This window comes from Streptomyces sp. T12 (genome assembly GCF_028736035.1).
Lineage (GTDB): Bacteria > Actinomycetota > Actinomycetes > Streptomycetales > Streptomycetaceae > Streptomyces.
Genome location: NZ_CP117866.1, coordinates 8824387 through 8849313, shown reverse-complemented (window position 1 = coordinate 8849313; position 24927 = coordinate 8824387). Strand labels below are relative to the sequence as shown.

The window sequence follows — 24927 nt, the reverse complement described above, 5'->3', positions numbered from 1 at the left end:
GATGGATCGGTGACGGAAGGTGCGGCTCGTCGATGCGGCTCAGAAGGGGGCTCAGCCCCGGAGGTGCTTGACGAAGTGGTCCCGTGCGGCTGCGGAGAGCTCGTCGAAGCCGGGGCCGCTGTAGAAGTCGAAGTGGCCGCCCTGCTTGACGATGATCTGCTTCGGCTCCCGGGCCTCCTCGTACGCGTCGAGGGCCAACTCGAACGGTGCCACCCTGTCGTTGTCAGCCACGATCATCAGGAGCGGGGTCGGCGCGATGCGGCTGATGAAGGTACCCGGGGCGTACTCGGTCACCATTTCCATGCTTCGAGCCGTCAGCTCGTTCTTCCAGTTGGGCGCCCGGTCCGCCGACGTCTTGCTGAACCACTCGTAGGCGTCGGCCGCGGGCATCACTGCCTGCGCCGTAGGGTCGGCCGCGACGACCGGGACCATAGCGGGCTCTCCGCCGGTGAACCGGTTGAGTCGGTCGCCCTCCTGGATCGCACGGAAGACCGGGATGAAGTCCGGCCGGATCGCCCGGCTCAGGGTGCGCGGACCCGTGATGAACGGCACCTGGGAGACGACGGCCTTCACCCTCTTGTCGATCGCCGCGACCATGAGGACGTGTCCACCGGAGAAGCTGGAGCCCCAGATGCCGATCTTCGACGCGTCCACCTCGGGGCGGGTGGTGGCGTAGGTGATCGCGTTCCGGAAATCCCGGTACTGCAGGACCGGGTCGACCTCCTGGCGGGGAGTTCCCTCACTGTCGCCGAAGTTCCGGTGATCGTAGGCGAGCACGTTGAGGCCAGCTTCGGAGAAGACCACGGCATAGTCGTCGAGGTGCATCTCCTTGACGCATGACAGCCCGTGCGCCAGGACCACGACCGGTGCCGACGTGCTGGTGTTCCTGGCCGGATAGAACCAGCCCCGGAGGGTGACGCCGCCCTCGCCCTGGAACTCGATGTCTTCTCGATTCATGTGATCTTCCGATTCGCTTGCGATGGTCCGTCGGTCGTGTGGAGGTTCACTCGGAGTGATCCGACACTCGCGAGTGGTGGTGTCGGGCCCAGAATCCACGAATGCCTGCGAGGGCTCATAGAAGGATCGCGCCGCGGGGTGGTACGGGTGTGTCACGGCCTACGAGGAGACGGTCAGGCGCATCCGTGGGCTTCCCGGTAGTCGCCGGGCGACAGCGAGAACTCTCGACGGAACTCCCGTCCGAAGTGGCTGGCATCGCAGAAGCCCCACCGGTGCGCGATCGCGGCGATGCAGAGGTTCGTGTTCACCAGGTCGCCTCTGGCCGCTGCCAGGCGGTGCATGCGGATGACCGCCCCGACGGTGTCCCCAGTCGACGCGAAGGCCCGGTGGACCGTCCTCGGAGAAACGCTGTGGGCGGCAGCGAGGTCGGCGACTCTGATCGGTCCACCGGCGAGATGGTCGATGATCCAGTCTTCCAGCCGCCGTCGGAACAACTGCAGGAACTCGTCGTCGCCGATGTGGGGTCGACTCGCACGGATCACGCCGGCGATGAGGACGAGGAGGGCGTTGCGCGCTCCCTCGACCTCCGCCGCGGACATCCGCCCGATGTGACGGTCCAGGCTCATGAGGAAGCCGTGGAGGAGGTTGGCCAAAGGGTTCTGAGCCGTGTCCAGGAGCAGGCAACCGGGTGCGCCGCCCCCCGCGTCGAACGGGGACAGGGCGCTCATGGGCACCCGGACCGTTCGTTTGGCCAGGTGATCCGGGATGACGAACCGCCCGGTCGTGCGGGTGCTCATGATGAGAACCGTTCCTGGTCGCAGGACGACGGTCTCGTCAGAAGTCTCGATGATCTGTTGGCCGGCGTTGGCGGCGAGGAGCAGCAGCGCGTCATCGTCCTGACGCACTGCGTTTCTGCCTCGGGTCCCTTCGACCTGCGGGCACACCCAGTCGGTGATGAGCAGGTCTCCGAGGTCCAGCTCCTCAGCAGATCCGAAGCGCTTGACCGGCCCTGTGAGCTGCAGGTCCATGGAGGCAAGGCGGTCGCGGACGGCGAGCCTCCAGCGGACGTCCAACTCTTCGGGTGTCAGCAAGCAGGCGGGGCTTAGCATGGATGGGGCGACAGTCACTTCGGCTCCAGCTCGATAGAAGCTGTCCTCTCGGTCGTGACTCGTAGTTTGCTTCGTCGAAACATTCCGGTACTTGCCCTGAGGCGACAAGGATTTGTCCTTGCGTGACACCGATCTTCCTGTCCGGTGCTCTGCCCTGCAGGGACTGTCCGCGCTCGTCACCGAGATCGGCGGCTCGGGCCCCGAACTCCTCGCGGCATATGGCTTCGACGAGGCGAGGATCGCCGAGGGCAACTCGTTCGCCAGTCTCCGAATGGTCGAGCGCGTTCTCGAGGAAACGGCCGGCCGATTCGCGCTTCCGGACCTCGGGTTGAGGATGGCGGCGCAGCAGGATCTGCATGTGCTGGGACCGCTGGCGATCGCCATGGAGAACTCACGCACGATCGGCGAGGCCGTCGAGTGCGCGAGCCGGTACCTGTTCGTCTACAGCCCGGCCCTCTCACTCGAGGAAACCGACGATCCGCTGGGAAGTCCCGGTGTGGTCGGCCTTCGCTACACGACCACGGGCATCAACGCATCACCACAGGCGATCGACTACGGCATCGGGATCGTCCACCGAGTCCTGACGCTGATCCACGGCGACGCACCCTACGGACTTCGTTCGGTCCTGCTTCCACACGCTCGCCTGGCACAGGAAAGCTCCTACCGGGCGTACTTCGGGGCCGAGGTCAGATTCGACTGTCCGAGCGCGGCCCTGCGCGTCCCGAGCCAACTGTTCTCGACACCGGTCAGCGGCGGCGATGACCTGCTTCACGACATCGCGATGGACCATCTCGAAACGCACTTCGGCCACCAGCACGTGCCGATGTCGGACCTGGTCGCAGCGATTCTCAGCGAACAGCTCGGATCCAGCGGTCCGGACCTGTCGAAAGTCGCGCGCCTGCTGAGTCTCCACCCGCGTTCACTGCAGCGGTCCCTGTCCAAGGAGGGCACGACCTTCTCCGGCGTCGTCGATCGTGTACGCCGGAGTCAGGCCCTGGACTTGATCACGAGGACCGACCTGTCCTTCTCGCAGATCGCGGCCAGCCTGGGGATGCAGGAACAGTCCAGCCTCACTCGTGCGGTACGTCGGTGGTTCGACACGTCACCTTCCAGACTGCGACGCGAGGGACAGGAGCCGAAAGGTCATTCCGCCCTCATCGACTGAGCGTGCTCCGCGAGCCCCGAGCCGGCCCCGGGTGATCTCGTCTCTCTACAGTCTCAAGTCCGCCGTCACAGGCCTGAGTTCGGAGCTTCCTCTGCTTGGGAGGGCCTGTTCGGCCCAGATGACCTTGCCCTCGCCACTGTGCCGTGCGCCCCAGCGCTCGGCGAGCTGGGCGACCAGGAGCAGGCCGCGGCCGCCTTCGTCGAAGACCCGGGCATGGCGCAGGTGCGGGGCGGTGCTGCTGGCGTCGGAGACTTCGCACGTCAGAATGGATTGGAGACGAGAACCTCATCGCCGATGCCACAGCCCGCGTCGGCGGTGGCCCCGCCTTCGTCGCCTACATCGCCAAAGCCTTCACCGACGTCGCCACCAAAGCGGGATTTACCGACGACCAGGCCCTCACCTTCACCTGCCAGGTCCTGCGTGGCACCGCCGACCTCCTCACCACCACCCGCCAGGACCCTGAACACGTCTACTGCCGCGTGACCACCGGCGGCACCATCGAACAAGGCATCCTCACCCTCCAGAACCACCACGTCCACGACACCCTCCTCGACGTCTTCGACAACGCCGCCTGCCGCGCCCGCCAACTCGGCTTCGCAGAACGCGGCTGACGGCCGGCCTGAGCATCGTCGGCTTCCTGCGAATTGGGTGAATAGCGCATATCGGACTCTGGGCGCAACGACCCGCCAGACGGTTAGCGTTCTGACGCGCCATCGACCGCATGTGCACAGGTCACAGCTGGTGCGCGGGAAGCGTCAACGCCCGGACCCTCGCTCGCCGCCCGGTCGGGACTTCGCGGCGAGCGAGGTCGGCCAGCTCCCGGCGAAGGCGCTCTGACCTGCGGCGACGCGCCGTGAGGGAGGCGGGACCGGGACTCGCCGCGCGGGAACACTGTGCTCCAGAGAGGCAGCAACGGCCGAATGACCGTTTACGTTTTGGTACGTACGAGAAAGGTCCTGCCCAGCGTTTCCGCTGGTCAGGACCTCTTTCCGGCAGTGCCCCGGCAGGATTCGAACCTGCGCACATGCCTGTGGACCGCCGCCGGAACGGTCCCCTGCGCACGGATCGTCGACGTGGGATCCGGTCCCGGCGCGATCACGGGGCAGCTGACCGAGATCGCTGCTTCGGACGGCGCGGTCTGGGCCGTCGACCGGGACGGCGACGCGCCAGCGCAGACATCGTTGCTTTCTCCGCCCGTATTGGCTGGTATGGGCGGCGGGAGACTACGGCTGGTCCGTCAGGCGCAGGTATGGCTTCACCGTTCGATATCCGGGAAACCGAATGGCTGCCGCTTCGTCACTTACAGCAGCGGTGATGACGACCTCCTGGCCCTGCTGCCAGTCCGCAGGCGTGGCCAGTTGGTGCTGAGCCGTGAGCTGCAGAGAGTCCAGTACTCGAAGAATCTCTGCCAAGTTCCGCCCCGTGCTGGCCGGATATGTCATGGTCAACTTGATCTTCTTGTCGGGCCCGATGACGAAGACGGTGCGCACCGTCGCTGTGTCGGATGCGTTCGGGTGGATCATCCCGTAGAGGTCTGCGACAGACCGATCACTGTCGGCGATCATAGGGAAGTTGACCTGGGCGCCCTGCGTCTCGGCGATGTCCTTCGCCCAGGCGCGGTGGTCCTTGGCGGAGTCGACCGACACCGCAGCGATCTTCGTGTCACGCCTGGCAAATTCGGGTTCAAGTCGGGCGGCCGCACCGAGCTCCGTGGTGCAGACCGGAGTGAAGTCGGCGGGATGGGAGAACAATATTCCCCAACTCTCGCCGAGCCATTCATGAAAACGCAGTTCACCGGTGGCGGACTCTGCCGTGAAATCCGGGGCGAGGTCACCTATTTGGAGCGTCATTTCGGCGTTCTCCTTCAACCAGAGTGGGGTGTGGGAAAGGTAATGCGCGGCGAAGTGCCGCTGAAGCACCTGCAGATCGAACCCAACGTGACGGCGAACAGCACTGATCCCCAAGCCTCGGTGGCGACGCGGACCGTGCCGAGCCGGCCCTACCGCTCCTGCAAGAGCGGAAGGCTGCGGATCGCGCCGAGGGCCCAGGCGTGCAGCAGGTGCGCGGCGTAGGCGCGGGTGGGGCCCTGGGCGGCCATGCGGGCGAAAGCGGTCGCCTCGGCCAGCAGGCACGCGGCGGCGGTATCGGCGTCGCCGCCATCTGAAGGATCCCGCTGCACACAGTGGGCGGAAACCCCGCCGTTGTCCGTTGTGGTGTGCCCGGTCATGCTTCGAGCACTACTGCGAGTCCCTGGCCGACGCCGATGCAGATGGCGGCGACGCCGATACCGCCGCCGCGTGCGGCAAGTGCGTGTGCGAGGTGTCCGACGATGCGTCCTCCGGAGGCGCCGAGGGGGTGGCCGATGGCGATGGCGCCGCCGTCGACGTTCACCTTCTGGGGATCGAGTTCGGGCCAGAGCCGCATGCAGGCGATGCTCTGGGCGGCGTATGCCTCGTTGAGTTCGACGAGGTCGACGTCCGACCAGGTTCTGCCGGCGCGGGCGAGGGCGCGGTTGGCTGCCTCCACCGGGGCGATGCCGAAGACGTCCGGGTCGTTGCCGGCCACTCCTCGTCCGGTGATGCGGGCCAGGGGTTGTGCTCCGGGCAGTGCGTTCTCGGCTCCGAGCAGTACTGCGGAGGCACCGTCGTTGAGGGGAGAGGAGTTGCCCGCTGTGACGCTTCCGTTCGCGAGGAATGCCGGCTTGAGCGCGGCAAGGGCGGCCATGCTCGTGTCGTCGCGGATGCCCTCGTCGCGGTCGAGGTGGACACCGGGCATACCGATGATCTCTGCCGCGTAGGCGCCGTCGGCGAACGCGCGTGCCGCGTTCTGATGGCTGCGCAGGGCGAAGGCGTCCTGCTCCTCGCGTGAGATGGCGAAGCGTTGCGCGAGGATCTCGGCTGTCTGTCCCAGGGGGATGGTCCACTGCTCGGGCATGCGGGGGTTCACGAGCCGCCATCCCAGGGTTGTGGAGATCATGGTCGCGTTGCCTGCCGGGTAGGCTCGGTCCGGCTTGGGCACGACCCACGGTGCGCGGCTCATCGACTCGACGCCGCCGGCGAGCACGAGCGTTGCGTCGCCTGCTTCGATGGCGCGGCTGCCCTGGATGACCGCCTCGACTCCGGAGCCGCACAGGCGGTTGACGGTCACGCCGGGCGTGCTGGTGGGGAACCCTGCCAGCAGTGCGCCCATTCGGGCCACATTGCGATTGTCCTCGCCGGCGCCGTTGGCGTTGCCGAACACGATGTCGTCGATCCGCTCCGGGTCCAGGTCCGGCTGCCGCTCGACGATGGCGCTCATGACACGTGCGGCGAGGTCGTCCGGGCGTACGCCCGCCAGTGCTTTGCCGTACTTTCCGAAAGGGGTTCGTAGAGCGTCGTATACGAAGCTAGCGGTCATGACCTCGTCCGTTTTCGTTCATGGTCGTCGAGTGGCGGAATTGTGCTGGCGTCTTGTCAGGAACGGTCGGCAAGGGGGACAACTCGTCCATCCCTGAGGTGCAGTCCGGTGGCCGAGGTGAGCGCGTCGATCGTGGCGGTGCCGAACAACTCGCGCACCGCAAAGCCGACGGGGGTGATGTCGAATACCGCGTGGTTGGTGTAGACGCGGGTGACGCAGCCCACGCCGGTGAGGGGGTAGGTGCACTGTGTGACGAGTTTTGGTGTGCCGTCCCGGGTGAGCAGATCAGTCATCACCCACACCGACTTGGCACCGATCGCCAGGTCCATCGCCCCGCCGACCGCGGGTATGGCGTCGGCGGCGCCGGTGTGCCAGTTGGCCAGGTCGCCGTGCTCGGATATCTGGAACGCCCCGAGCACGCAGATGTCCAGGTGCCCTCCGCGCATCATGGCGAACGAGTCGGCGTGGTGGAAATAGGAGGCTCCGGGCCGCTCGGTCACCGGCTGCTTCCCCGCGTTGATGAGATCTGGATCGATGTGGCCTGGCACTGGTGCGGACCCCATCGCCAGCATGCCGTTCTCGGTGTGCAGGACGACTTCCACATCTTCGGGGATGGCATCGGCCACGAGCGTCGGCGCGCCGATCCCCAGGTTCACGACGGAGCCCTCGGGAATGTCGAGCGCGATGCGGGCGGCGAGTTCGCGGCGGGAAAGGCCGGAGCTGAGAACGGTCATCGGTTTTCGTCCCGTGATTCGATGGTGCTCGGGTTCGGGTTGCCCTCCGCGTCCGCGGCGCCGACGAAGGCACCCTCACGCAGCCATGTCCGCTCTCCGACACCGACCACCCGATCGACGAAGATCCCCGGCGTGACAACGGTCTCGGGATCGATTGCGCCCAACTCCACGACGCGGTCTACCTGTACGACGGTGCTCTGCGCGGCGGCAGCCATGATCGGCCCGAAGTTCCGCGCGGTCTTGCGGTACACCACGTTGCCCCAGCGGTCGGCCAGATGGCCGCTCACCAGCGCATGGTCGGCGTGCAGAGGGTGTTCCAGCACGTGGTCGCGCCCGTCGATGACCCGGTGCTCCTTGCCGGCGGCCAGCGGGGTGCCGAAGCCCGTGGGAGTGAAGAACGCGCCGATTCCCGCGCCTGCGGCTCGGATGCGTTCAGCCAGTGTCCCCTGCGGGGCGAGTTCGAGCTCGATCTTCCCCGCCCGGTAGAGGCGGTCGAAGACGTAGGAGTCGCTCTGACGCGGGAACGAGCAGATGATCTTGCGGACGCGGCCCGCGGCGAGCAGAGCGGCCAGGCCCGTGTTTCCGTTGCCGGCGTTGTTGTTGATGACCACGAGTTCGCGGGCGCCCTGCTCGAGAAGGGCGTCGATCAACTCCACGGGCTGACCGGCTCTGCCGAAACCACCGATCATGATCGTTGCCCCGTCCTCGATGCCCGCCACGGCCTCGGCGACACTCGGACAGACCTTCGAGATCAAGTGACATCACCCTTTCGCGAAGCGGCCTCAATGCCGCCCTGCTGGCGGTAACAGTACATCGGGAGAGGTGATTCGTACATAGTCAAAATGCTAATGACTATGTACAAGGCGATCGGCCATCCGGCGGGCGGCAGCGGGGCGTGCCTCATGTGCCCAGAGAAGTGTCCACAGGAGGAGTCCGGCCGCCAGACCGCGAGCTGCGAGGAGCCGCCAGACGTCGTGGAAGGATTCGACGGCCGTGACCGCCGTGGGTTGCCGAGGACAGCGCCGAGCTGGCGGAGGCTGCGTTGATCTCCGAGCCGAGCGCGAACGGCGCAGGCAGCGACTGGGCGGCGGCTCCGGACTGGGCGGGCAGGGTGGCCCCGCACCGAGCCCGGTCGGCAGCGCGGCGGGCATGGGTCCGAGGGCGGTCGCCGCCCATGGAACCCTAGGTGCCGATGGCAACCGGCCGCCGGCCGACGGGAATTCCGGCAGGAGCGGGGCTGGTGACGTAGGTGAGACCAGGGCGGCGAAGGCCGCCTGCAGAGCCCGCCCCGCGATCAGCGACGCCCGCGTTCGGCGCGAGGCCGCACGGGGCGCGAGCTGGAGACGGCCTGCGTGACGAAGCGGCAGCCGACGAGCATCCCGCGAACTCCGCCGGGCAGATCACACCGTACGGCGAGGTTGGCCAGCGTGCCGCGGCGGGAGGCGTCAGCCACGCTTCGGGTCGGATGCCTCGGTTGCTGCCGGACGGGCGGTGGCGGGGCGTCGCCGTCCCGCCGGGCTGACTCGGTCTTTGTGCCAGAGCATCTTCGGCAGCGCCCGCACCGCGCGCGACGGCGTCCGCTTGCGGATGCCATCGCATCACCGCGCCGAGGAGAGCCCGCGTTCCTTCAGACGGGCCCGATAGGCCCGTACGTTCTGGGTGTTGCCGCAGGTGGTGACGTCGTGCCAGAGACGCGAGCAGTTCTTGGAGCGGTCGTAGAACGCACCGCGACAGCGAGGGTTCGCACACACCTTCAGTCGCCGCATCGTGTCGGCATAGGTGGCGGCGGCCAGTTGGATCATGACGTACGAGCGGAGAAGCTCGACACCCTTGCCGCGAGCATGTAGCCGCGCGCCTCCGGCGTCCAGACTGACGGCTGCCGTCGTCTCGATCGACGGTGCGGCGACGGCGGCGGAAGGTTCGTCGGCATGCCCGGTGGCCAGCGCGGCGCGGAGGTCGTCGCGCAGCGATTGGAGGCGCCGGAGGCCCCGTGCATCGAGGGGGCATGGAGCGGAAGGAGCGCTGGAGTCGATACTGCTCAGCGTTGCGAGGGAGGACCGGAGCCATTGCTCCGCCGTATCGACGGACTCCAGGAGGTCAGGCTGGCGTGGCTTGCCCAGGCTCGCTGTGTTCAAGAGGTCCTGTACGAATCCCAGCCCGCCTGGGGCGTTGTGTTCGACTTCCTCATAGCGAGCCGAGGCCGGCCATTGGACCGCCGCACTCATCGTGTCCTCCTGGTGCCGTCAGGGTGCTTGCATCGCCTCTGTAAGAGCCTATCGCTTTCACCTGTGACCCATGGCCGGACCGCATGAGCGGGGCCGCCTGCAGGACGGCCCCGCGAGGGGACCTATTCCCCCTATTCCCCGGTGAAGTCGACGGTGGGTCGGGGCTGTCCGGCCTTGTAAGCCGCCACAGCCGACGTCAGAGCGACGGTCACATCCTTGGACTCGAACAGGGGGATGGCGATGTCGAACATCGAGTCGTCGGCGGCCTTCACGCCACCGGCTTCCCACATCCGCAGCAGCGCCTTGTGCGCGGCGTGCGCCCGGGTGGGCCCTGCGGCCACCTTGCGGGCGAACGCCCGAGCGGCCTCGAGGACTTCGGCATCGGGCAGGACGTGGTTGACGACTCCGGCCTGCGCCATGGTGGCAGCGGGCACCTGTTCCGAGGTCAGTGCCCATTCGTAGGCCCTGGCACGGCCCGCACGAGCGGCCGATCGGTAGATGCCGCCAAGCAGGGTGACGAGGCCCAGCGTCTGCTCGGGGTGCCCGAACCGGGCGCCCTCGCCGGCGAAGATCACGTCGGAGCGCAGGGCGAGTTCGAAGCCCCCGCCGAAGCACAGGCCGTTCACCGCTGCGACCACTGGCACGGGAATCTGCTCGAAGCGGTTGAAGGCGAACATGTACCGCTCGAACAGCATCCGCAGCTGCCGCACGTCGAGGTCGGGCCACGTGACGATGTCCCCGCCGAAGCAGAAGTCAGGCCCTTCGGCCCGCAGAAGGATCGCCCGCGCCCCCGATGACTCCGCCTTCTCGACCGCTGCGAGCAGTTCCTCGGCCATCTGTTCGTCGATACGGTTCTGCGGCGGGTTGTCCAGGACGATCTCGGCGACGTGGTCGTTGATATCGAAACCAAGATGGCTCATCGGTCTTCCATTTCTTTCCTGCAGGCACGGTTGCTGAGGGTGGCCGCGCGGGACAGACGGGGAACTGGGCTATGCGCCCGGAGCGGGCTGCGGGTCGCCCGCATGGAAGTGATCGGGCGGGACGATGCCGACCAGCCGGTCGCGGACCGTGGCAGAGAATCGCAGGACTGCTCCGAGCGGACGATGGTGGATCGCCGCCCGGACGACATCGCCCTCTGCGTTCTTCTCCAGAAGAGTGACGCCGGAGAACTCCACTCCGCCGAACGCCGTCGCCTTCCACTGCAGGTAGGTCGTGGTTGCGTCGGAGGCCTCGGCCGTGAACTCCAGCGACTCGTAGATCGTGCTCGCAGCCGCGAGAGCAGAGGCGACGAGCGCCCGACCGCCGATCGGCCGGGCAAGAATGCTGGCCTCCAGCACGACGTCCTCGGCGAAGCCCTGGGCGAAGGTGTTCTCGGAATGCTCCGAGAAGCCGCTGCGCCAGCCCGAAGCCGCATCGCCGGCATTCAAGTTCTGGAGGAAGCCGAGGACTTCGCGGGCCAGGGCGTGGGGGTACTCCACGTGCAGCCAGTGCCCACCGCCGGGAACCGTCGCCTGACGCGCAGCAGGGAAACGAGGCGCGATGGCGCCGGTGACAACTTCCTCGGTGACGAAGCCGTCGCTGTCGCCGCGGACGATGAGGACGGGGCCGCAGTACGCGCTCTGTTCCGATGCCTCCTCGACACCGTTGTTCCAGATGTCGACGTACCGTGCGGCCACGGGCGGGGCAACCAGCAGGCCGCTGCGGCCCAGCGCGTCCAGTGCCTCCTTGTCGAGCGCCGGCGAGAGCTGGGTGCGAACGGCACGCTGGGCCTCCGCGTTCCCGCCGAGTGCCCGGAACGGTACGACGGCCTCCTCGGGCAGACGGGTGCCCCCGAGCGGGACCGGCGTGAGCAGAACCAGTCCGGCGACGCGCCCGGGCCGGGCGGCGGCCGCGAGTTCGGCAACCTGGGCGCCCATGCTCTGGCCCACCACGACGACGGGTCCCTTGATGTCGTCGACGACGGATGCGACCTCGTCGGCGAACAGGGCCAGGCTCAGCTTCTCCGTGTCCTCGGCACAGGACGCACGGGTCCCGGAACCCGGAAGATCGATACGCGCCGTCGCCACGGCACCCTTCAGGGCTTCGACGAAGCCGTCCCAGACCGTGGCATCGTCCAGGAAGCCGTGGACGAGCAGCAGTGTCGGCGCCTGCGGGAGCGCCTCGCCACCGCCGGTACCGGCTGGGTCGGTGCGAACAAGGTCTCTGGTCATTTCGGTTCCGTCCTCGTTGATCCGGAAGGCGACCATTCCGCCGTGTCGATGGGTGAGAAGTCCGTCGGACGTTCATCGAGCCGCGCGCTGCGCGTCACGCGCAGACGCTCGACGAGCTCCTCGGGAAGGGGGGTGGTGAAGATGTTGTCGACGAGCGAGTACTCGGCGGCCAGACGCCCAACGGCCCCCAGGGCACCGGTGTCGATGCGCCCGCCGGGCAGGTAGAGGTCGTCGCGCACGTGGAAGCGCTCCACGCGCCCCCAGACCACGTGGTCCGGCATCGGGGGCATCGGGATGATCCGATCGACCACGCACTCCATGGAAACAGGGGCGTCGGCGATCCGGGGCGCCGCTACGACCTCACACTTGCCCTTCTCCAGGCCGAGTGCCTCGAATTCGTCGACCTCCGGGTCGAACTCGAAGGCGGAGCGGTGCACCTCGTCGGCATGGCCGATCGACGCCATGTTCACCACGAACTCACCGGTGTCCCGGATGTTGACGAACGTGTCCTTCAGGGTGACCTCGTCGGAGCGGGGCTGAAGGGAGATCGACACGATCGGGGGAAGGCGGCCGACGACGGTGAAGAAGGACACCGGGGCCACGTTGCCGATGCCCGCGGTCGACCGGGTGCTGACCCAGGCGATCGCGCGCGGCAGCACGCTGCCGATGAGAAGTTTGTAGCTCGACCTGGCGTCGAGCGATGCCGTATCGATGATCATTTGCACTCTCCGTTGAACGCCTCATCCGAAGGCTGCCGGTCTCGGCCTGCTCTCGGCGCCCGCGACGATGGCCGGCTCGATTCCCGGTCAGTACCGGGTGCGGATAGCCCCGGGGAAACGCGGGGCGAGAGGGACGACCTCTGATGCGTACAGAAGCGTAGCGCCTACACTTGTGACAACGCCAGGTGTGCGCCACCTGAAATGCCCGCCGGGACCCCGGAGAGGGAAGGCCGCGTCAACACATTCGAAATGACATAGCCATACCGTTGTCACCTATGTACCCAGCTGTTAGGGTCCGCCGCTATGAAAGCAACAACGCTTCCAGGTCTCACCGGGGAACCGGCACTGGAGATGCTCCACGCCTCACCAGTGAGACCCGCGGCACCCGGAACACCCCAGCTGCTGTTCGTGCACGGTCTGGGCTACGCCGCCTGGGTCTGGGAGGACTGGATGGCCGCGGCGGCCGCGGCCGGACACGACAGCTGGGCGGTCTCCCTGCGCGGCCACGGTGGCAGCGGCGGCACCGCCGCCCGCTCCGCGCTGAGCGACTACGAGGCCGACGTCGTCCGCGCCGCACGCTCGCTCCAGGGGCCCGTCGTGCTGATCGGGCACTCCATGGGCGCGCTCGTCGTCCAACGCGTGGCCGCGGCGGCGAACGCCGCTGCCATGATCCTGGTCGCTCCGCTGCCCCCACGCCCCGCGGTGCACACGATTCTGGCGGTACTGCGCCGGCAGCCGTGGGAAGTGCCGCGCTACATAGCCGGCAGGCCGATCAAACTCGGTCCCCACATCCTCTACGCCCACCCGGACGACCCGGCGACGGCCGAGGCGAGCAAGCGCCTGACCCCCGACTCCCCGCTCGTCCAGTACCAGTTCCTCTTCCACCGGCCGACGCGCGTACCGCCGCTGCCGGTCCTGGTACTCGCCGCCGCGAAGGATCGGCTCGTGCCCCTCGTCTCCGCACGGGCCACCGCGCGGCGCTACGGGGCGCGACTCCGGAAAATCACCGGCGTCGGACACACCATGATGCTCGACCCGGAATGGGCCCAGGGCTGGAAGCAGATCGAGTCCTGGCTCGCCGACGGCCCCCCGACGGCAGCCCACCCCACCGGCCCGCCACCCACCCGGCGCGGCAGGAGTGACAGCAAGGAAATGAGGAACCATGGTTGACAGGCGAGACGTGGCCTTCACCGCCGACGGTGGAGTGACCCTGCGCGGCTGGTACTTCGTACCCGAAGGCGAAGGCCCGCATCCGGCCATCTCCATGGCTCACGGCTACGCGGGCGTCAAGGAGCACGCCCTGGAGGGCTTCGCCCGGCGGTTCGCCGAGGCGGGTTTCGCCGTACTCCTCCACGACCACCGCACGTTCGGCGCCAGCGACGGCGAGCCACGTCAGGACGTCAATCCGTGGGTGCAGGCCGAGGACTGGCGTCGGGCGATCTCCTTCCTGGAGGCGCAGCCCGAGGTCGATCCGGACCGGCTCGGCGTCTGGGGAAGCAGTTACGGCGGTGGGCACGCCATCGTGCTCGGTGCTACGGACCGGCGCCTGAAGGCCGTCGTCGCACAGGTCCCGAACATCAGCGGCTTCCGGCAGGGGCTTCGGCGGGTGCCTCCGCATCTCGTTCCCGCCCTTGAGGAGGGGTTCGCGGAGGAGGAGCGCAGCGCCGCCCGCGGGGAACCGCTCCAGTACCAGCAGATCGTCAGCAGCGATCCGGCGGTCCGCGCGTCCTACTACTCCGGCGACGCGGTCGACTTCTATCTCCAGGAGCTGCCGGAGGGAGTCTGGGAGAACCGGGTGACCGTACGGTCCACGCGCATGGCGCGCATGTACGACCCCGGGTCATTCATCCGCAGGGTGTCCCCCACGCCTTTGCTGATGATCGTTGCCAAGGACGATTACCTGACGGTGACCGACGTCGCTCTCGAGGCCTACGAGGACGCCCTCGAACCCAAGAAGCTGATCCTCATCCCCGGTGGCCACTTCGACCCGTACCGCGCCCAGTTCGAGCGCGCCGGCTCGGAAGCACTCGACTGGTTCCGGAAGTTTCTGCAGGCATAGAACGAGTGCATCCGCGAGGAAATCGGCCGGGTCAGCATCCGGCCTGATGGATGATCAGACCAGCTCGTCGGTGAACTCCTCGTCGTTCAAGTGGCGGCAGGATCTTGGAAGAGAGACCCCACCACTGCCCCCGCCTGGCGAGCCAGGCACCCGGCTGGGCGGCGTCCGGACCCGGTATTCCGGGCGAGCTGGAGCAGTTCACGGCAGGTGCGCCCCAACACGGCCGCCTCGACCGCGGGGCACGGGCCCCATGACGACTAAACGATAGGAGTCGGCCTTGGCCGGTAAGAAGGACCTTCGATACGCGGTCCACATCTCACCCTCGATCCCCACAGAGATCAGTGATCTGCCGCCCGGTGTGGAGCGGCGGATGTGGTCGCCCATCTCCTCGACGCTCGTCTACGGCGAGCGGGACGCGGTACTCGTCGACCCGGTCATGACGGTCCAGCAAGCCGTCGCGCTCGCCGAATGGGTGGAAGCGTACGACCGGAATCTGACGACGGTCTACATCACCCACGGGCACGGAGATCATTGGTTCGGGCTGGCGACCCTCCTCGAGCGCTTCCCGAACGCCCGAGCGGTCGCCACGCCGGCGGTCGTCGAGCACATGGCGAAGCAGATGGAGCCGAGCTTCGTCGAGAGCTTCTGGAACGCGAGGTTCCCGGGCCAGATCCCGGACCGCCTCGTGGCAGCCGACCCCATGAAGGACCAGGTGCTCGAACTCGAGGGCCGAGAGTTGACGGTCGTGCCGCTCGGTCACACCGACACCGACGACACGACCGCGCTGCACGTCCCGTCCATCGGGCTCGTGGTCGCCGGGGATGCCGCCTACAACGACGTGCACCTCTATCTCGCCGAGTCGCCGAGCGAGGGCCGCAAGGCGTGGAAGGAGGCGCTCGGCGTGATTGCCGGCCTCGGAGCCGACCATGTCGTGGCGGGGCACAAGCGTCCCGGCCGGCCCGACTCCCCGGGCATCCTCGCCGAGACCCGCGCCTACATCGATGACTTCGAGGACTGCGTCGCGCGCACCGCCTCCACTGAGGAGCTCTACCAAGCGATGCTGGAGATCCATCCGGACCGGGTCAACCCGGGCGCCCTGTGGGGCTCGGCCCGTTCGGTGAAGGGCTGACGCGACACGCCTTCTTCGGCCCCGTGCCACTGTGGTCTGCACCATGCGTCCGGCTGACAGCCGATCACCGACCCGTGGTACGCGCAGGGTCGCGCTGTTCAGGCGGTCGACCCTTCCGGAGGCCCACGACGGCTGGCCAGGCGAAGTCCGCCGCCCTCGAAGACCGGCCAGCGGGCGAGCCATGGCAAGGAGGTCTGCTGTGTGGGTGAGGCGGTGTAGGAGCGTCGTCGCCACTGCCGCGGGCCTTGGGAAAACTTCATGCCCGACTTTGCCCACGCCGCCCGACACCACCGACTGCTCGACCGGATCGAACATGTGGCGGAGCACGCCTGACTTGAGTCCTCGGAAGGGGCTTCGCCACGCGGCGGGCACTCGCGGCAGCGCCGCCCGGCGTGGACTATTTGCGGGCAGGCGCCGCGGAGTCCTGGGGCTGACCCCGCACAGTGCGGCGAAGGACGCCTCACCGCACGTCCGCCGGATCCCCCCCCTCTTCCCCAACGCCCGGCTCATCGCCCACCGGGCCGAACTCGCGACCTTCGACTCCCTGCACCCCATGCAATGGGCCTGGTACGTCGAGGACGGCACCGACGGCATCGACCCCGGCAGACTGGCCGTCACCGACGGCGACATCGAACTGGGCCACGGCGTCTCGATCATCTGGACCCCCGGCCACATCGACGGCAACCACTCCCTCTGCCTCAACACCCCCGACGGCGTCTGGGTCTCCTCCGAAAACGGCATCTCCGCCGACAACTGGCAACCCGGCCAGTCAAGAATCCCCGGCATCAGGGCCTACCACCGCCGCTTCCGGCGCGAAGTCGTCCCCAACGCCAACACCCTCGAAGACGCCATCGACCAATACGACTCCATGGTCATCGAGAAGACCCTCGCCGACCCCTCACCCCGCGACCCACGCTGGCTCCAGATCCTCCCCTCCTCAGAACTCGCCCCCTGGCGCCGCCACTGGCCCGTCATCCCCACCTTCCACCACGGCGGCATCGACTACGACACCAGCCGCTGACAACATCGCCGTCCGACCAGTTGAACGCGCCCCCAGCTGCCCCGGTTGGCGCAGCTGCCCGTGGGGCCTCTCCAGCGGACCCCGCGGGCAGGGCCGACCACGGCGGCCCTGCGTCCATCTCATGGCCTCCGTTCGGCTGCGTGGTTCGGTTCCTCCTCCTCAGCGCAGTTGCTGGGCCAGTCCGACGATGATGCCCTCCGGGCCGCGGAGGTAGCAGAGCAGATAGCTGTCCTCGAACCGGGCGATCTCGCCGACGAGTTCAGCGCCGTGAGGGCGCAGGCGGGCAACGGTGTCCTCGAGGTCGTCGACGGCGAACATGACGCGGTGCGTGCCCAGAACGTTGTGCGGCCGGTTGCGCGGCCCGGCGCTGATCACCGCGGGGCTGCGGTACTTCGCCAGCTCGAGCCGGCTGTGACCGTCCGGGGTCCGGACCATCGCGATGTCACAGCGGACGCCGTCGAGTCCGGTGCACTGATCGGCGACGAGGCCCTCGACCTCCGCCCTGCCCTCCAGCTCCATACCGAGTTCCACGAAAAACGCGACGGCGGCATCCAGGTCCTCGACGACGATGCCGACGTTGTCCATCCGCTGAATCGCCATGCTGGTTTCTCCTTCTTCCTCGTGTTCTTCCTCGTGTTCTTCCTCGTGTTCTTCCTCGTGTTCTTCCTCGTGTTCTTCCTCGTACGGCCGATGGTGACCGCTGATGCCCCTGGGACGGAATCGACACCCCTCGCCACGTCCACTCGTCTCAGGGAACGCGACAGGTGTTTGGAGGTAGGCCGAGCCGCTGCCGGAGACTCGCCGACACGGCGAAGAGGTGGGTCACCGGGGATTCCCCGCCCAGGACACGACGGGTGTCCACCCAACGCGGGCACGGCGTCGATTGGACTGCTGCTACGGGGTGAGCGCTTGTTGCAGTGCCTCGTCAAGGAGGTGTCGTAGCCGGGTGGCGGTGTCGGCCACCGCGGTGGCGAGGAGTGCCGGGCCGGTCAGGGGGGTGGGCGAGGGACGGGTCGACGACGAGGAGTTGGCCGCAGGCGCGGTGCGATCCCATCACGGCCGGGCCGTCCCAGGCGGGGTGGGGGCCGCCGAGGGGGCCGCTCATGGCGCCGATGACGTCGACACGGGCCAGGCCGCCACGCGGGCGGAGCCCTTGGAGGTGGAAGGGGCCGTCGCTGCTGAGCACAGGGAGGGTGGTGGTGCGGCCGTTGTGGGCGGCCCGTATCCGGGCGGTTGCCACGACGGTGGATGCGTCCGGGAGGGGCGCGAGGTCTTCTGCGAGGGTGCTCATGTCTCCTGCCGGGTCGTACGGGATCAGTGCGTGGCGACGGCGGGTTCGGGCCGTGCGGTCTCGTGGCGCCAGGCGGTGAGGCGTTCCAGTGTCCAGTCGGCGACGGGCCGGACGCCGCCGCGCTCCCCGAGTTGCTCGCCGCCACACGCGAAACGGACGGAGAAGAGATCGGCACCGGCCGGTATCCCGCGATGGACGTGGTGAACGCGTGGGCAGTCCGGTCGGTGCTGCACCGATTACCGACGAGGCCGTTGCCTTCGGCAGGATGAGCGCCATGACCGAGATCCGTACACCCCGCCTCCTCCTCCGCCGCTGGCATGACGACGACCTCGCGCCCATGGCGGACATCAACGCGGACCCGCGGGTCATGCGCTGGATCGACGACGGCTCGGTGCGCGACCTGGACCACACCGCAGAGGCCATCGAGCGCTGGGAGGAGGAATGGGACGAGGAAGGCTTCGGACTCTTTGCCGTCGAGCTGCTGGCCTCGGGTGAGCTGGCCGGCTTCACGGGTCTGTCCGTGCCCGAGTTCCTCCCGGAGGTACTGCCCGCCGTGGCGATCAGCTGGCGACTCGGCTCACAGTTCTGGGGCCAGGGATACGCATCCGAAGCCGCCCATGCCACGCTGGAGTTCGCACTCCAGGACCGCGGCCTCGACTGCGTCATCAGCATTAGCCAGGTCGGTGACGACGCCTCCGAGAACGTCATCCGCAAGCTCGGCATGGTGCCGGAGCGAGAGACGGCGCACCCGGTGTACGGCTATCCGCTGCGCGTTCACACCATCGATCTCACCGAATTCCAGGCGTGAACCGGTCGCCACGGAGTAGACACCCAGGCGAGCGGGCTCACGAGTACGGCTGCTCGTCCTGTGCTCCCATGTGCCCGGAGACGTAAGCGTCCGCCAGCTGTAGCCAAGGGGTAGAGGGGAGCCGTCTCCAGATCACCGTGCAGGCGGAGCAGCCGAACGCTCAGCTGGCCACCTACGACACTCAGTGCCCCGCATGAGTGTCGTAGGTGGCCCGCAGGGGGTGCTTCTGTTCTCTCGTGCGAAGCTCCACCGCTGTCAACCGAGAGCCCGGGGGCGCTCTACGGGCTGGCGCTGGCCACGCCGCTTTCGTCGACGGTGAACTGTCCGTTCGCGGCGCCGTTGAAGGTCCCGCTCCTGATCCACTCGATCAGCGCCGCCTTGACCGTGGCATGGGGGCCGGCCCATGGTTCGCCGGGGCGCTCGCCGTAGGGCGTTCCGGACTCCGGTGTGCAGCGCGGGCCGGAGCAGCCCTCCATCTGCATCTGGTGGCTCGCGCACTGGAGCTGCACGAGCACCTTGTTCGTCATCGACGCCGGGAGCGCGTTGAAGATGGCGGGCGCGTTGGCCGGCAGCGCGGTGGCGTCGTCGAGACCGTGGATGACCAGTGTGGGCGGGGTCAGTTGCCCCGCGACGGCGGTGTTCCAGCCGTAGCTGGAGAACGTCGGCGAGCGGTTGAGGCCGGTCGGGTTGCCGGGCTCGTCCCCGCCCCAGTTCCGCCCCTCGGTGTCCTGCTCCATGATCTGCTCCCAGAACTGATCCTGGCTGCCGGGGACGACCCGCCCGGTGCACTCGGCCTCGCGATCCGGCGGCAGCACCGGTGCCCTCGGGCGGCGGTCGAGCGTCAGCGGGAACGTGACGAAGCCCGCCGAGGGCTCCGTCTCCTCAGTCGGACCACCGAAGAGCGACGACATGAACACGGCCCGGTTGACCTTCGCGATGACGTCGGCGCTTCCGGGGAGGAGCGGGTTGGGGTTGGCTGCGTACAGCGTCCGCCCGACGCGCGGCCCGCCGAGCGAATAGCCGAGAAGAGTGACCTTGCCGTCCGTCGGCTGCGCGCGCGTGATGGCGTCGTCGATGACCTGGCGGATATCGCGTACCCAGACGTCGGTGCCCGCAAAGCGGTGATTGCTTGAGTGTGCGCGCCTCTCCTCGCCCAGCGGATTGGGCATGAGGAGGGTCCCCTGTTGATCGAGGGTGAAGATCGGGTTGTGGGTGCGGTCGCACCCCTCGGGGTGCGGACAAGTTCCGTCCGCGAGGTAGGGCCTGAGGCTCGCGTTGCCGGGATCGTTCAGGCCCTCGTCGAAGCGCGTCGAGTGGCCGTAGCCAAGCAGGCTCGGGGCGAAGGTGTCGATTCCCGCCCGCGCGAGGCCGTCCTGCATGCTGAGCGAGCCACCTTCCGGGGTGCGGTGGCGCAGGTCGAAGCTTGGCGAGGCCGTGACGCTGCGGCCGTGGATCAGCACTGCGGCCCTGTTGGGCACTCCTGGGCATTTGCCGTTCGCGTACACCGGCTGGACGCGATGCACCTGGATCCTCGCCGGGCGCCCGTCGAACTGAGGGTCCGGCATGAGCCCGGGCGGCACCCTGAACCGCAGCCAGTGATCGCGGGCGGCGACGCCGGTCGGCACCTCGTCGCATTGCTGGGCCGACGGCTGGGTGGCAACGGCCATCGATGTCGTGCTGGAGCCGAAGGCACTCATGATCAGGCAGACGCCCAGCAGGACCCACCTCGTCCGGGCCCCGGGCCATCCCCCCCCCGGACCATCCCCCGTTCCACGCCCGTCGCCCGCGCCCCGCCGAGGCCGCCAGTACGCCTATTCTCAGGAGGATCCCTCTGTGTCGCTGAGTCATGCGCGGTGCTGCCATGCCCAAACCTCCTGCCGCTGGACGCGGGTGAAGCCGACGCTCATTAGCGTGCCCAGCAGGCACGTAGAGAGCGCCCCGCGCACGGGTGCACAGGTGGCACATCGGCGCGCGGGGGCGGCGCCAGCCGCCCATGTCCCCACGCGGTCATAGGACTTGGAGGCAGGAGGCGCCTGGCTCCTGGCTCCACCACGCTCCCTGCGACCACACACGCCGACACGGCCCGGGCGATCTGCACTGGCCCGGCGCCCGACTTGGGCGCATCGCGCTGCCGGCACCGGGCCGCTTCGGGCGGTCGGAATCGTGATGACGCCTGATTGACCGGCAAGCCCCTGTCGAGACACACCCCGCCAGCCCGGCACCGGCAACGCACCATCCCCGGCCAACGGTCGACGCCGTGTGATCAAGACACCCCGGTCAAAGGCCTCATGAGTCAGACCCGAGCCCGGGACAGCACCCGCCAATTCTCCGGCCCGTCACGGCACATGGACACCGTGTGTTCAAACCCGACCGCCGGCCGTCGGCTGCCACGGATCACAGGTCAATTGCCGCGAGTGGGTGCCCCGGGACGGAAGTCGTAGAAATACAGTCCTCGAGCGCCGCCGACTATCAGGCCTCGGCCCTCGGGAGTCCAGGCGCAGGCGGCCAGGGAGTCGTCCGTCCGTACCTGGACGACAGGGTGTTCCCGTGCCCAGTCCCAGATCCGCACCGTCCCGTCGCTGCCGGTCGTGGCCAGCCTGGTGCCGTCCGGGGCGATCGCCACGGCCTGCACTTCGCCGGTGTGTCCGGTCAGGGTGTGGGTGCAGATGCCGGTGGCCCGGTCCCAGATCCACACTCTCCCCTCACGGGGAACGTCGTAGTCGTGGCCGATGGTGGCGAGCCAGGTGCCGTCCGGAGCAAGGGCCATGGCGTCCACATAGCCGTTGTATCCAAGGGTGTTGGTGCGGGTGCCGGTGGCCCGGTCCCAGATCCACACCGCCGAGTTGATGACGGCGGCGAGCCAGGTGCCGTCCGGGGCGATCGCCACGGCCTGCAAGCTGCCGGTGTGTCCGGTCAGCGTGTTGGTGCAGGAGCCGGTGGCCCGGTCCCAGATCCGTACCTCGCCGGGAATGACGATCTCGCCGCGATCGGTGGCTCGGTCCGTGATCCGCAGTTCCCCGCCGGGTGGGATGTCGCCGCTGTTGGTGTGGCCGTAAATCACGGGCCGCACCGTCTCGCCGCTGCCGGTGGCGAGCCAGGTGCCGTCCGGAGCAATCGCCACGGCCTGCACTTCGCTGGTGTGTCCGGTCAGGGTGTGGGTGCAGGTGCCGGTCGCCCGCAGCCAGATCCGCACCGTTTTGTCGGTGCCTGCGGTGGCGAGCCAGGTGCCGTCCGGAGCAACCGCCACCGCCTGCACTCTGCCGGTGTGTCCGGTCAGCGTGTCAGTACAGGCGCCGGTCGCCCCGTCCCAGATCCGCACCGTCCCGTCGGTGCCGGTCGTGGCGAGCCAGGTGCCGTCCGGAGCAACGGCCACCACATCCACCCTGTGGGCGCGTCCGGCGGCGGCGGTGGCATTGCTTGCAGGCCGGTCCCAGATCCGCACGGTTCTGTCGTCACCTCCGGTGGCGGCCCAGGTGCCGTCCGGAGCAATCGCCACGGCCTGCACTGTGCCGGTGTGTCCGGTCAGCGTGTTGGTACAGGCGCCGGTCACCCCGTCCCAGATCCGCACCGTCCCGTCATCACCTCCGGTGGCGAGCCACGTGCCGTCCGGAGCAATCGCCACCGCCTGCACTCTGCCGGTGTGTCCGGTCAGCGTGTCAGTACAGGTGCCGGTCACCCCGTCCCAGATCCGCACCGTCCCGTCATCACCTCCGGTGGCGAGCCACGTGCCGTCCGGAGCAATCGCCACCGCCCTCACCAAGCGACTGTGTCCGGTCAGGGTATTGGTGCAGGTGCTGGTGGCCCGGTCCCAGATCCTCACCGTCGTCCCGCTGACGGTTGCGAGCCAGGTGCCGTCCGGGGCAATCGCCACCCCTCTCACCCCGCCGGGGTGTCCCCGCAAGCTGGCAGTGCGGGTGCCGGTGGCCCGGTCCCAGATCCGCACCTCCCCTGGCATGCTGTCGTCGCAGGTGGCGAGCCAGGTGCCGTCCGCGGCAATCGCCACCCCCGTCACGTCGCCGATGTGTCCGTGCAAGCCGGCAGTGCGGGTGCCGGTGGCCCGGTCCCAGATCCGCACACCGCCCCGCCCGAAGAGGCTGCTTCCGCCGACGGTGGCGAGCCAGGTGCCGTCCGGGGCGATCGCCACGGCATTCACCCCGCGGGTGTGTCCGGTCAGGGTCTTGGCGCAGGTGCCGGTGGCCCGGTCCCAGATCCGCACCTCCCCCTCGCGGAACAGGCCGCCGTCGTCGCCGACGGTGGCGAGCCAGGTGCCGTCCGGGGCGATCGCCACCGCTCTCACCGACGCCGTGTGCCCGGCCAGTGTGCGCTGCAGGGCGGGGTCGGCCAGGTCTGGTGAGGGCCAGCGGTTGGTCAGGGTCGCCTGGCCGGATTGGTCGTGCCGGGCGGTGACCTGGTCGTGCCAGTCGGCCATGGGTTCCAGGCGGTTGTACAGGACGGCGGTCAACAGGTGGGCGGGTTCGACGGGGGTGAGGAAGTGGCTGATGCGGGCGAGGTCGCGGGCTCGGGAGGCCGCGGTGGGGGTGGGTATCTGGTCCAGGTCGGACCAGGGGGCGGTGGGGCCGCGCTGGTGCAGTCGGGTCTCCACCCAGCGCAGGTCGCCGGCGACGGCTTCGGCGTGGGCTGAGCGGCCTGCAGCGAGCAGGTGGGCGATGAGGTGATCGGACAGGTAGCCGTCGGGCAGCGTCCACCAGGCGGCACCGGGCCGTGGTGCCGAGGGCGCGAGCGGGTCGGCCGGGGGCAGGCCGGCTTCGACGGTGTCCACCAGGGTGGTGTGCAGGGCGGCCAGGCGGGCGGGGCCGAGTTCGCGGCGCAGATAGTCGCCGATGATGTCGTGCAGGCTGACCGTGCCGCCGTCTGCCGGGTTGAGGGTGAGCAGGGACAGGTCGTCCAGGGTGCGGCACAGTTGCCGCGCTTCGGCCGCGGTGAGGGCGCCGGTGGCCTGCCACAGCTGGGCGGCCAGGGAGACAGGGACTGCCTCGTCCTCGGCGAACACACCCAGCTCGGCGAAGCGCTGGTCCCCACCGGGGGGCAGGAGGGTGGTGGCGGCCTCCACGGTCGCCCGGACCGCCTTGGCCCGCTGCTGCGGGTCATCCAGGTCCAGCGCCGTGCCCGGGTCGTCCGGTGCCGTCGGCCCGTGCTGCCGCAGCCGCCACAGCAGGTCCTGGCCGGCATCGGCCGCAGAGACCCCGGTGGACACTTCCCGCGCGATCAGCCGGTTGACCTGGCGCAGCAGCAGCGCCCACCGCCCGGTCACGCCCAACAGGCCCTGGACCACCTCCTCAGGCAGGCCCGGTAAGTTCCAGGTCAGCACCTGCCGGGCCTGGGCGGGCGACATCTCATCGACCCGGATACGCGCCGCCCCGGGCGGCAGTACGGCGGGAACGCGTGTGGTCACCAACCGCACACACCGGCTGCCCCCGATCAGGAATGGGGCGAGTTGCTCGGGCGTCCAGACGTCGTCGAGGACCAGCAGGGTACGCCGCCGCTGGTCCAGAAGCCGCCCCAGATGGGCCCCGGCCGCCTGCGGGTCGGTGAAGGTGCGGGTGTCTCCGGTGATGAACTCCGTGACCTCGGCGACCTTCGCGGCAATCGCGGCCCGCCCGCGCACCTCCCGGCCCAGGGTGATGAGATACACCCGGCCCCGAAAACGCCGCCGTACCCGGGGAGCGGCACACACCACGCCGGCCAGCGTGGTCTTGCCGAAGCCGCCCGCGCCCTCCAGCGCCGTGGTGATGCCCACCGCACCGCGCCTCGTTCCGCACACCTCAGCCACGGCCCGGTCGCTCTCCGCCCTGTCGATTACCCAGCCAGGCACCTGCGCAGGCGGCGGCGGAGGCGGATCGTCCGCCCCCGCAGCCGGACGGTCCTGCGCCCGGAACAACGCCACGGCAGCCAGCACGCCCAGGAAAGTGAGTGCCAGCAGCGATGGCCACGGGTGCCCACGCAGCACGTCTAAAACGCCTGGCCAGCGCTCCTGGGAACTTGCCGCATTGCCCGCCAGCGCCGCCAGAGCCGCCGTGACACCCGTGGTGACAGTGAGCACGACGACCGCGATGACCCGCCTGCCTGTCACTTGCACCGCTCCT

24 protein-coding genes and 1 pseudogene are annotated in these 24927 nt (G+C 68.7%); 7 read left to right on the top strand and 18 right to left on the bottom strand.

Annotated features, from left to right (window positions below; all coding sequences use genetic code 11):
- Positions 1-51 precede the first annotated feature (51 nt).
- Together PBV52_RS39665 and PBV52_RS39660 are read right to left on the bottom strand one after the other, a co-directional pair.
- Positions 52-957 carry an alpha/beta hydrolase gene (locus PBV52_RS39665; RefSeq protein ID WP_274245458.1) on the bottom strand — a complete coding sequence of 302 codons (906 nt, stop codon included), beginning with the start codon at positions 955-957 and terminating at the stop codon, positions 52-54.
- Positions 958-1130: 173 nt separating this feature from the next.
- Positions 1131-2195, bottom strand: coding sequence for an AraC family transcriptional regulator (locus PBV52_RS39660; protein WP_274245456.1), 1065 nt, complete (start codon positions 2193-2195; stop codon positions 1131-1133).
- Between PBV52_RS39660 and PBV52_RS39655 the strand changes: the two genes are divergently transcribed.
- Positions 2185-3231: an AraC family transcriptional regulator gene (locus PBV52_RS39655; RefSeq protein WP_274245454.1), complete on the top strand. Its 1047-nt coding sequence runs from the start codon at positions 2185-2187 to the stop codon at positions 3229-3231. The genes PBV52_RS39660 and PBV52_RS39655 overlap by 11 nt on opposite strands.
- 45 nt (positions 3232-3276) lie before the next feature.
- On the opposite strand, the pseudogene PBV52_RS51920 reads toward PBV52_RS39655, so the two are convergent.
- Positions 3277-3507 (bottom strand): annotated as a pseudogene (locus tag PBV52_RS51920) (ATP-binding protein); the annotation flags it as partial.
- Between PBV52_RS51920 and PBV52_RS51915 the strand changes: the two are divergent.
- Positions 3501-3842 carry a pyrroline-5-carboxylate reductase dimerization domain-containing protein gene (locus tag PBV52_RS51915; RefSeq protein WP_373922042.1) on the top strand — a complete coding sequence of 114 codons (342 nt, stop codon included), beginning with the start codon at positions 3501-3503 and terminating at the stop codon, positions 3840-3842. The pseudogene PBV52_RS51920 and the gene PBV52_RS51915 sit on opposite strands and share 7 nt — an antisense overlap.
- Positions 3843-4454: 612 nt before the next feature.
- Here the strand turns inward: PBV52_RS51915 and PBV52_RS39640 are convergent.
- The 10 genes from PBV52_RS39640 to PBV52_RS39595 form a co-directional block, all read right to left on the bottom strand.
- The gene (locus PBV52_RS39640; RefSeq protein WP_346283437.1) at positions 4455-5081 is read right to left on the bottom strand and encodes a peroxiredoxin; all 627 of its coding nucleotides are present in this window, start codon (positions 5079-5081) and stop codon (positions 4455-4457) included.
- A gap of 149 nt (positions 5082-5230) precedes the next feature.
- Positions 5231-5458, bottom strand: coding sequence for a hypothetical protein (locus PBV52_RS39635; protein ID WP_274245449.1), 228 nt, complete (start codon positions 5456-5458; stop codon positions 5231-5233).
- Positions 5455-6627 (bottom strand): thiolase family protein, encoded by a 1173-nt coding sequence (locus PBV52_RS39630; protein ID WP_274245447.1) that lies wholly within the window; start codon positions 6625-6627, stop codon positions 5455-5457. Before PBV52_RS39630 ends, PBV52_RS39635 begins: the two co-directional genes overlap by 4 nt.
- A gap of 56 nt (positions 6628-6683) precedes the next feature.
- Positions 6684-7361, bottom strand: a complete 678-nt coding sequence (locus tag PBV52_RS39625) for a 3-oxoacid CoA-transferase subunit B (RefSeq protein ID WP_274245445.1) — start codon at positions 7359-7361, stop codon at positions 6684-6686.
- Complete coding sequence (locus PBV52_RS39620; RefSeq protein ID WP_274245443.1) at positions 7358-8116, bottom strand: 3-oxoacid CoA-transferase subunit A; 759 nt, start codon at positions 8114-8116, stop codon at positions 7358-7360. Before PBV52_RS39620 ends, PBV52_RS39625 begins: the two co-directional genes overlap by 4 nt.
- A gap of 539 nt (positions 8117-8655) precedes the next feature.
- Complete coding sequence (locus PBV52_RS39615) at positions 8656-8814, bottom strand: hypothetical protein (RefSeq protein ID WP_274245441.1); 159 nt, start codon at positions 8812-8814, stop codon at positions 8656-8658.
- Between the two features lie 145 nt (positions 8815-8959).
- Entirely contained in the window at positions 8960-9586 is a 627-nt protein-coding gene (locus PBV52_RS39610; protein WP_274245439.1) for a CGNR zinc finger domain-containing protein, read from the bottom strand.
- A 131-nt stretch (positions 9587-9717) separates the two neighbouring features.
- Entirely contained in the window at positions 9718-10506 is a 789-nt protein-coding gene (locus PBV52_RS39605; protein WP_274245437.1) for an enoyl-CoA hydratase/isomerase family protein, read from the bottom strand.
- Between the two features lie 69 nt (positions 10507-10575).
- A complete protein-coding gene (locus PBV52_RS39600) occupies positions 10576-11796 on the bottom strand; it encodes an alpha/beta fold hydrolase (RefSeq protein WP_274245435.1) in 1221 nt (406 codons plus the stop codon).
- On the bottom strand, positions 11793-12515 hold the full coding sequence (locus PBV52_RS39595) for a flavin reductase family protein (RefSeq protein WP_274245434.1): 723 nt from the start codon (positions 12513-12515) through the stop codon (positions 11793-11795). Before PBV52_RS39595 ends, PBV52_RS39600 begins: the two co-directional genes overlap by 4 nt.
- Positions 12516-12884: 369 nt before the next feature.
- Here PBV52_RS39595 and PBV52_RS39590 point away from each other — a divergent pair, with 369 nt between their 5' ends.
- The 4 genes from PBV52_RS39590 (at position 12885) to PBV52_RS39575 (ending at position 16724) form a co-directional block, all read left to right on the top strand.
- The gene (locus PBV52_RS39590; RefSeq protein WP_274245432.1) at positions 12885-13685 is read left to right on the top strand and encodes an alpha/beta hydrolase; all 801 of its coding nucleotides are present in this window, start codon (positions 12885-12887) and stop codon (positions 13683-13685) included.
- Positions 13678-14574 carry an alpha/beta hydrolase gene (locus PBV52_RS39585; protein WP_274245430.1) on the top strand — a complete coding sequence of 299 codons (897 nt, stop codon included), beginning with the start codon at positions 13678-13680 and terminating at the stop codon, positions 14572-14574. The genes PBV52_RS39590 and PBV52_RS39585 overlap by 8 nt, the downstream gene beginning before the upstream one ends.
- A gap of 277 nt (positions 14575-14851) precedes the next feature.
- Positions 14852-15703 (top strand): MBL fold metallo-hydrolase, encoded by an 852-nt coding sequence (locus PBV52_RS39580; RefSeq protein WP_274245428.1) that lies wholly within the window; start codon positions 14852-14854, stop codon positions 15701-15703.
- A gap of 334 nt (positions 15704-16037) precedes the next feature.
- Positions 16038-16724 carry a hypothetical protein gene (locus PBV52_RS39575; RefSeq protein ID WP_274245427.1) on the top strand — a complete coding sequence of 229 codons (687 nt, stop codon included), beginning with the start codon at positions 16038-16040 and terminating at the stop codon, positions 16722-16724.
- Between the two features lie 159 nt (positions 16725-16883).
- Here PBV52_RS39575 and PBV52_RS39570 read toward each other — a convergent pair whose 3' ends face one another.
- The 3 genes from PBV52_RS39570 to PBV52_RS39560 form a co-directional block, all read right to left on the bottom strand.
- A complete protein-coding gene (locus PBV52_RS39570) occupies positions 16884-17324 on the bottom strand; it encodes a VOC family protein (protein WP_274245425.1) in 441 nt (146 codons plus the stop codon).
- A 325-nt stretch (positions 17325-17649) separates the two neighbouring features.
- The gene (locus tag PBV52_RS39565) at positions 17650-18015 is read right to left on the bottom strand and encodes a hypothetical protein (protein ID WP_306801459.1); all 366 of its coding nucleotides are present in this window, start codon (positions 18013-18015) and stop codon (positions 17650-17652) included.
- A 23-nt stretch (positions 18016-18038) separates the two neighbouring features.
- Positions 18039-18248 carry a hypothetical protein gene (locus PBV52_RS39560; protein WP_274245423.1) on the bottom strand — a complete coding sequence of 70 codons (210 nt, stop codon included), beginning with the start codon at positions 18246-18248 and terminating at the stop codon, positions 18039-18041.
- A 41-nt stretch (positions 18249-18289) separates the two neighbouring features.
- On the opposite strand from PBV52_RS39560, the gene PBV52_RS39555 reads away from it, so the two are divergent.
- On the top strand, positions 18290-18823 hold the full coding sequence (locus PBV52_RS39555; RefSeq protein ID WP_274245422.1) for a GNAT family N-acetyltransferase: 534 nt from the start codon (positions 18290-18292) through the stop codon (positions 18821-18823).
- A 278-nt stretch (positions 18824-19101) separates the two neighbouring features.
- On the opposite strand, the gene PBV52_RS39550 is transcribed toward PBV52_RS39555, so the two are convergent.
- Positions 19102-20490 carry an alpha/beta fold hydrolase gene (locus PBV52_RS39550; protein WP_274245420.1) on the bottom strand — a complete coding sequence of 463 codons (1389 nt, stop codon included), beginning with the start codon at positions 20488-20490 and terminating at the stop codon, positions 19102-19104.
- 734 nt (positions 20491-21224) lie between these two features.
- Complete coding sequence (locus PBV52_RS39545; protein ID WP_274245419.1) at positions 21225-24914, bottom strand: NB-ARC domain-containing protein; 3690 nt, start codon at positions 24912-24914, stop codon at positions 21225-21227.
- Positions 24915-24927 lie beyond the last annotated feature (13 nt).

Coding starts and splice junctions, on each gene's coding strand:
- PBV52_RS39550 (WP_274245420.1), bottom strand. CDS start 20,490: ATGGCCGTTGCCACCCAGCCGTCGGCCCAGCAATGCGACGAGGTGCCG.
- PBV52_RS39635 (WP_274245449.1), bottom strand. CDS start 5,458: ATGACCGGGCACACCACAACGGACAACGGCGGGGTTTCCGCCCACTGT.
- PBV52_RS39640 (WP_346283437.1), bottom strand. CDS start 5,081: ATGACGCTCCAAATAGGTGACCTCGCCCCGGATTTCACGGCAGAGTCC.
- PBV52_RS39585 (WP_274245430.1), top strand. CDS start 13,678: ATGGTTGACAGGCGAGACGTGGCCTTCACCGCCGACGGTGGAGTGACC.
- PBV52_RS39570 (WP_274245425.1), bottom strand. CDS start 17,324: ATGGCGATTCAGCGGATGGACAACGTCGGCATCGTCGTCGAGGACCTG.
- PBV52_RS39665 (WP_274245458.1), bottom strand. CDS start 957: ATGAATCGAGAAGACATCGAGTTCCAGGGCGAGGGCGGCGTCACCCTC.
- PBV52_RS39555 (WP_274245422.1), top strand. CDS start 18,290: ATGACCGAGATCCGTACACCCCGCCTCCTCCTCCGCCGCTGGCATGAC.
- PBV52_RS39565 (WP_306801459.1), bottom strand. CDS start 18,015: ATGAGCACCCTCGCAGAAGACCTCGCGCCCCTCCCGGACGCATCCACC.
- PBV52_RS39625 (WP_274245445.1), bottom strand. CDS start 7,361: ATGACCGTTCTCAGCTCCGGCCTTTCCCGCCGCGAACTCGCCGCCCGC.
- PBV52_RS39595 (WP_274245434.1), bottom strand. CDS start 12,515: ATGATCATCGATACGGCATCGCTCGACGCCAGGTCGAGCTACAAACTT.
- PBV52_RS39605 (WP_274245437.1), bottom strand. CDS start 10,506: ATGAGCCATCTTGGTTTCGATATCAACGACCACGTCGCCGAGATCGTC.
- PBV52_RS39600 (WP_274245435.1), bottom strand. CDS start 11,796: ATGACCAGAGACCTTGTTCGCACCGACCCAGCCGGTACCGGCGGTGGC.
- PBV52_RS39610 (WP_274245439.1), bottom strand. CDS start 9,586: ATGAGTGCGGCGGTCCAATGGCCGGCCTCGGCTCGCTATGAGGAAGTC.
- PBV52_RS39630 (WP_274245447.1), bottom strand. CDS start 6,627: ATGACCGCTAGCTTCGTATACGACGCTCTACGAACCCCTTTCGGAAAG.